The 3,900-nt window shown below is 73.2% G+C and carries 5 protein-coding genes; 2 read left to right on the top strand and 3 right to left on the bottom strand.

Going from position 1 to position 3,900, the window contains the following annotated elements; genetic code table 11:
• Positions 1-7: 7 nt before the first annotated feature.
• Positions 8-763, bottom strand: a complete 756-nt coding sequence (locus AB0G02_RS30940) for an ABC transporter ATP-binding protein (protein ID WP_360801031.1) — start codon at positions 761-763, stop codon at positions 8-10.
• A 131-nt stretch (positions 764-894) separates the two neighbouring features.
• Between AB0G02_RS30940 and AB0G02_RS30935 the strand changes: the two genes are divergently transcribed.
• Entirely contained in the window at positions 895-2,118 is a 1,224-nt protein-coding gene (locus AB0G02_RS30935) for a sensor histidine kinase (RefSeq protein ID WP_360801028.1), read from the top strand.
• Complete coding sequence (locus tag AB0G02_RS30930) at positions 2,106-2,750, top strand: response regulator transcription factor (RefSeq protein ID WP_360801025.1); 645 nt, start codon at positions 2,106-2,108, stop codon at positions 2,748-2,750. The genes AB0G02_RS30935 and AB0G02_RS30930 overlap by 13 nt, the downstream gene beginning before the upstream one ends.
• A 20-nt stretch (positions 2,751-2,770) precedes the next feature.
• Here AB0G02_RS30930 and AB0G02_RS30925 read toward each other — a convergent pair whose 3' ends face one another.
• Positions 2,771-2,974 carry a hypothetical protein gene (locus tag AB0G02_RS30925; protein ID WP_360801022.1) on the bottom strand — a complete coding sequence of 68 codons (204 nt, stop codon included), beginning with the start codon at positions 2,972-2,974 and terminating at the stop codon, positions 2,771-2,773.
• A gap of 164 nt (positions 2,975-3,138) precedes the next feature.
• Positions 3,139-3,900: amidase family protein (locus AB0G02_RS30920; RefSeq protein ID WP_360801019.1), on the bottom strand; the 762-nt coding region annotated here is incomplete at its 5' end.

Below are 3,900 nucleotides of genomic sequence, written 5' to 3'. Positions count from 1 at the left end.
CGCACGGTCACCACTCCCCGAGGTGCGTCAGCCGCTCCACCACCAGGGCGGGGGTCGGCGCGGCGAGCTCGCCCGCGAGCCGCCCGTCAGCGAGGAACAGCACGCTGTGCGCGTACGAGGCCGCGACCGGGTCGTGCGTCACCATCAGCACGGTCTGGCCCGTGGTGTCCACCAGGTCGCGCAGCAGCCCGAGGACCTGGCGGCCGGTGCGGGTGTCCAGCGCGCCGGTCGGCTCGTCGGCCAGCAGCACCTCCGGCCGCGTGACCAGTGCCCGCGCGATGGCCACCCGCTGCTGCTGGCCGCCCGACAGCTCGGCGGGTCGGTGGTCGAGCCGGTCCGCGATGCCGACCCGCGTCACGACCTCGCGCAGCCACTCCTCGTCGGGCCGCTCGTCCGCGAACCGCAGCGGCAGCGTGATGTTCTGCCGCACGGTCAGCGACGGCAGCAGGTTGTAGGCCTGGAAGATGAAGCCGATCCGACGCCGCCGCAGCGCGGTGAGCGCGTCCTCCTTCAACCCCGACAGGTCCGTGTCGCCCAGCAGCACCCGACCCGACGTCGGCCGGTCCAACCCCGCGGCGCAGTGCAGGAACGTGCTCTTGCCGGAGCCGGACGGTCCCATCACCGCGGTGAACGCGCCGCGCCGCAACCCCACCGTGACGCCGTCGAGCGCCGTGACCGCCTGGCCGCCGGACCCGTAGACCTTGCGCACCTCCTCCAGCCGCACCGCGTGAGCCGCGCCCACCGATACCGTTCCCGCCACCATCGTGTTGTCCTCTCTGACGTTTGACCTGACGCTAGGTCCGCGGGCGGGCGGTGATCGATCCCGCTACCGGGCCGGTGGTGGTAGCGCAGGCACTACCGCGCTCGGCGGGCAGTTCGGGGAGAATCGGGGTCATGACCAGGCTCGCTCCGATGTGGACCGCCGTGCGCTACCTCCTCGTGGGCGCCGTCACGGCGTTCCTGGCGGTGTTCGCGTTGATGGCACTGGCGCTGGTCGGCGTCCTGAGCCTGGTCGGCGTGGGCGTGCCCGCAGTGCCCGAGGTGCTGCGGCTGGTGCGCCGGCTGGTGGCGTTCGAGCGGCGGCGGGCGGGCGCGTCCCTCGGGGAGTCGATCCCCGAGGCGTACCGGCTGCTGGACGGCCCGCTGTCCCGGCAGGCCGTGACCGCGGTCACCGACCCGGCCACCCGGAGGGACTTGGCGTGGCTGGCGGTCCACGCGCCGGTCGGCATGCTGCTGGGCGCGCTCGCGGTCGGTCTGCCGACCAGCGCCGTGAACCAGGCGCTGATCCCGGTGTACTGGTGGCTCGTGCCGGGCGGCGTGGAGACGTCGTTCGGCGTGGTCGTGGACTCGTGGCGGATGGCCCCGGTCGCGCTGGTCGGCGCGGTCGTCTACGGCGCGCTGGCGTTCCGGCTGCCGTGGCTGGCCCGGTGGCAGGCGTCGTTCGCCCGGAGGCTGCTGTCGCCCGCGCCGGGCGTCCGGCTGACCGACCGGGTGGCCGAGCTCCCCGCGTCGCGGGCGGGCGCGCTGGAGGCGCACGGCGCGGAGCTGCGGCGCATCGAACGCGACCTGCACGACGGTGCCCAGGCGCGCATCGCGGCCGTCGTGATGCAGCTCGGCATCGCGGGCCAGCTGCGGGAGCGCGACCCGGACAAGGCGTTCGAGCTGGTGGGCAAGGCGCAGGACACCGCCATCGACGCGTTGGCCGAGCTGCGGGACGTGGTGCGCAGCATCTACCCGCCGGTGCTCTCCGACCGCGGCCTGGACGGCGCGCTCTCGGCGTTGGCGGCGCGCTGCCCCGTGCCGTGCACGGTGGAGGTCGGCCCGATCGGGCGTCGCCCGGCCGCCATCGAGGCGGCGGCGTACTTCATCGTCGCGGAGGCCCTGACCAACGTCACCAAGCACTCGGCGGCCGAGCACGCCTCGGTGAGCATCGACTCGACCGACGACGAGCTGCTCATCACCGTCCGGGACGACGGGCGGGGCGGGGCGGACGAGCGCAGGGCGACCGGTATCGTCGGCATCCAGCGTCGAGCCGACGCGTTCGATGGCCGTGCCCAGCTGAGCAGCCCGCCCGGTGGGCCGACCGTGTTGCGAGTGGAGCTGCCGTGCGCGTCGTGATCGCGGAGGACGACGTCCTGCTGCGGGAAGGCCTGTCACTGCTGCTCGGCACGGCCGGCATCGACGTGGTGGCGGCCGTCGACAACGCGACGGAGTTCCTGGCCGTGATCGCGGAGGACCGACCGGACGTCGTCGTGATGGACGTGCGCCTCCCACCGTCCTTCCGGGACGAAGGGCTCCGCGCGGCCGTCGAGGCGCGACGGGTGCACCCCGGGCTGCCCGTCCTGGTGCTCTCGGCCTACGTGGAGGACAGCTACGCCTCCGAGCTGCTGGCCGACGGCATCGGTGGTGTCGGCTACCTGCTCAAGGAGCGCGTCGGCAAGGTGGGCGAGTTCCTCGAAGCCCTGCGCCGGGTGGCCGACGGCGGCACCGCGATGGACCCCGAGGTCATCTCGCAGCTGTTGGTGCGCCGCAAGGCCGACGACCCGCTCTCCACCCTCACCGCCCGCGAGCGCGAGGTGCTGGCCCTCATGGCGGAGGGCCACAACAACGGCACCATCGCGGACCTCCTGGTGGTCAGCGAGGGCGCGGTGCACAAGCACATCCGCAACATCTTCACCAAGCTGGACCTGCCGAACGACGAGGGCGGCCACCGCCGCGTCCTCGCCGTCCTGGCCTACCTCAACGCCTGACCCACCTCAATGCCCGGCCCTCACCGGCGGTTGCGCAGGTGGAGCACCACGAGCGCGATGATGCACAGCACCGTCACACCGCCTGCCGAGAGCCGCAGCACCTCGTCGAGCCCGATGAACGAGCCGATCGAGTTCACCGCCGCCGTCACCAGCAACACCAACCACAGCAACGACTTCGTCGTACCCATGCGCGTGCCGGTCTCTTCGCCCCGAGTCCTGTTCATGGGGTCAACCGTAGGTTCGCGCCGCACCCGCGACGATCCCGCCGGCTGCCGGAACGGGGTAGCGCCAGCACTACCCCGCGCCCCTCGGTCGTCCGTTGACGCCGTGTCGGACGTCCGTTCCGAGGCGGTGCCCTCGATCGGATCAGCCGGCAGCCCGGTCCGCCCTACCTCGGTGCCTGGAAGCCGCCCATCCTCTGCTCCAAAAGCTCGGCCAGCCGCAGCGGGGTGCGGTCCTCGAACATCGGACCGATGAGCTGCACCCCGACCGGCAGGCCCTCCGGGGACCGGCCCGCGGGCACGGCGGTCGCGGGCAGGCCGGGCATGGTGGCCAGACCCGCCCAGACGAGCTGGTCGAAGTACGGGTACTCGACGCCGTCGATGTCGATGCGCCGTTCCAGCGGGTTGGGGCTGTGGTCGTGCGGGAACGCGGGCGTCGGCGTGATCGGGCACACCACGGCGTCGAACTCCGCGAACAGCTGCCGCCAGCCGTGGCGGTGGACCTCTCGGCGGTTGTTCGCCTCCAGCCAGTCGCGGTGGCTGAACAGCACGGCGCGCAGCCGCTCGGAGTCGAGGCTCCGGTCGTCCGCATCCAGTCCGGCGACGCGGATCCGCAGCTGCTCGTACGACTCCATGGGGAAGCGCGCGACGGAGCCCGAGGTCAGCAACTGCGTGTAGAGCGTCGCGGCTTCGGCCAGGTCGGGCAGCAGCGGACTGTGCCGCTCGACGCGGGCGCCACCGTCGACGAGCGCGGCGGCCACCCGCTCCACGCCCGCCCGCACGGCCGACCCGGTCGGGATGAGCGGGTGCTCGTCGAGGACCAGGACCCGGAAGTCGCGGAGCCGCTCGTGACGCGCGGGTGGCAGTGACAACCGGTGCGCCACGCCGAGCGTCAGCGGGGCCGGCGCCGCCATGTCGTCGAGCTGGAG

Source organism: Actinosynnema sp. NPDC023658 (assembly GCF_040639995.1).
In the GTDB taxonomy this organism is placed as follows: Bacteria; Actinomycetota; Actinomycetes; order Mycobacteriales; family Pseudonocardiaceae; genus Actinosynnema.
Note: the sequence above shows the minus strand (reverse complement) of the source record. Positions and strands in the feature narration are given on the sequence as shown.